Source organism: Infirmifilum sp. (genome assembly GCF_049970975.1).
GTDB lineage: Archaea > Thermoproteota > Thermoprotei > Thermofilales > Thermofilaceae > Thermofilum > Thermofilum uzonense.
Window position 1 is genome coordinate 1 of the sequence record NZ_JBMFLX010000172.1, and the last position, 2316, is coordinate 2316.

General features: G+C 50.3%; 3 protein-coding genes. 2 read left to right on the forward strand and 1 reads right to left on the reverse strand.

Going from position 1 to position 2316, the window contains the following annotated elements; genetic code table 11:
- Together ACP5KC_RS10185 and ACP5KC_RS10190 are read left to right on the forward strand one after the other, a co-directional pair.
- On the forward strand, nucleotides 1-214 hold a 214-nt coding region (locus tag ACP5KC_RS10185), incomplete at its 5' end, for a hypothetical protein (RefSeq protein ID WP_428287505.1).
- Between the two features lie 62 nt (nucleotides 215-276).
- A complete protein-coding gene (locus ACP5KC_RS10190) occupies nucleotides 277-1740 on the forward strand; it encodes a DNA-directed DNA polymerase II small subunit (RefSeq protein ID WP_428287506.1) in 1464 nt (487 codons plus the stop codon).
- A 145-nt stretch (nucleotides 1741-1885) separates the two neighbouring features.
- Here ACP5KC_RS10190 and ACP5KC_RS10195 read toward each other — a convergent pair.
- Nucleotides 1886-2316, reverse strand: a 431-nt coding sequence (locus tag ACP5KC_RS10195) for a transposase (protein ID WP_428287507.1), incomplete at its 5' end; no start/stop codon positions are given.

Here is a 2316-nt window from a genome sequence, read left to right on the forward strand (position 1 = left end):
CGAATACCTGAATGTACAGTATGCTAGGTGTCCAAAATGCGGGGTGGTAGATAGGCAGTTGAACGCTGCCTTAAACCTGCTCAAGACCCAAGATGAATCCTTGTGGTTCGAGGAGGATAGCCCAGTATATGTAGCCATGAGGCGGAACGGAAGAGTTATGAATCCTAATCCGCAGAGCAGAAACTGGGAAGTTAGCTTATCATCAATAAGTTAACAGAACCCTGAGATCCAAACCAATAAGAACCCCCTCCTTCAACTTTTCCTTGGGTGCCCCCCTTGAGCGAGTCTCTGAAGGCGGCGTACAACGCCCTCCTGAGATCTGGCTACCAGCTCTCACCTGATGCTTTCCAGCTCCTCAAGGAGATCAAGGAACCCGAGTTGTTGGTCTCAAACCTGCTCAAACAGCTCGAGTCTCTAGAGAAGAAGCCACTCATAATAGAGCGATCTCACTTGGAGCCCCTCCTCAGGATTGGTGCCCCAGCCCCGGCTCCAGCTCCCTCTAAGCCATCCCTGACCCATTCAATCGAGGTGATAAGCGGCTCTGATGGTCAGTACATAGAGGGCACTATCCATGACTTCAGGCGCTACTTCCTAGATCGGTTCAACCGCCTTAAGGACATGCTCAAGTCGAGGGCTGACATGAGAGACGCCGTGACCCCTTCCACAATCCCCGAGGTGAACAAGCACACAAGGGTAAAAGTCATCGGGATGATCTCCTCCAAGAAGGAGTTCAAGAACGGTGGCGCGATCATCGAACTCGAGGACGATCTCGACACGATCAGGGCCTCTTTCAGGGGCGACGAGCTGAAGAAAAAGGTTTCCAGGGCAATGCTGGACGAGGTCGTTTGCGTCTTCGGCACAACCTCAAACGGGAAGAGCGTATTCGCCGAGGATATAGTTTGGCCAGACATAACCCCTAAGGTGAGGTCTCCGGCAGCAAGGAGAAATGTTTACGCCGTCCTCACATCCGACCTCCACATTGGCAGCAAGCTGTTCATGAGGCAGCAGTTCGAGTCTTTTCTCAAATGGCTCCGCGGAGAGAATTTTGGAGTCCAGCAGAAAGAGATAGTGGACAACATCCGGTACCTCATAATAGCAGGGGATGTGGTGGACGGTGTGGGCGTGTATCCAAACCAGGAGGAGGAGCTCCTGATAAAGGATCTGAACAAGCAGTACGAGGAGGCTGCCAATTACCTCTCCATGGTCCCAGAGCACATAAAGATCATAATAATACCTGGCAACCATGACGCCTCCAGACCGACACTCCCATCTCCTCCCATCTACAGGGACTTCGCCGCCCCGCTCTACTCCCTTAAGAACGTCATAATGCTGGGGGATCCATCGGTGGTAAAGATAGAGGACACGACCTTCCTCCTGACCCACGGTAAGAGCCTGGACGATGTGATCCCTGCCCTGCCGGACTGCAACTTCAAGGAGCCGCAAAAGGCGATGGTCGAGCTGCTCAAGTCAAGGCACCTGGCACCGACATATGGAGAGAAGACTGCTCTAGCCCCAGAGCCGAGAGACAGCCTGATAATCGATCCTGTCCCGGATGTTTTCCACGCCGGGCATGTCCACGTGTGGGGTATATCTGAGTATAGGGGGGTCCTAGCTGTAAACTCGGGCACATGGCAAGGTCAGACAAAATACCAGCTCTCCATGGGCATAGAGCCGGCTCCTGGCATTGTGCCCCTAATAAACCTTGCCAACTTCAAAGTGATTACGCTTAACTTCATTTAGGAATGTCGGGATATTGACGTTTAATGTCGAGATATTAACATTTATATTAAAAATTATATAAAAAATGCTTTGTGGCTTAATTCTTTATTGTTTGGGCCTCTCCTCTTTTTCGGTCTTTCTCCCCGGTTTCGGCATTATAGGTTTATTAGGGTGTTGTATATGTATGCTTTTGCTGTGAGTTCTCTATGTTGTCTATGTTTTTAGCCATGCAGTATTCTCCGTACTCGCGTTTGAATGCTGAGAATGCTGTTTCAGCAGCCCATCTTCTACCATAGTTTAAAAGCCTACTCCACCCTTCATCTCCTAGTTTCTTGATTAGCCTTACAGCTCTACGCCTCTCTGGAGGGCCCCTATCTGCTCTAGCGTTACATCTAGGCTTTATGATAGGCTTTATGCCCATACGCCTAAATAGCCTATAGGCTTTAGATGAGTCGTATGCTCCATCCATGATCGCTTCAGCAACCCTCCTACGCTTAGATGCCTCCTCAACTAGGGCTGGTAGCATCTCTGAATCGTGAACGTCATCCGTCGTTACCTCCATAGCTAGGATTTCCTTTGTCTTGACGTCAACCGCGA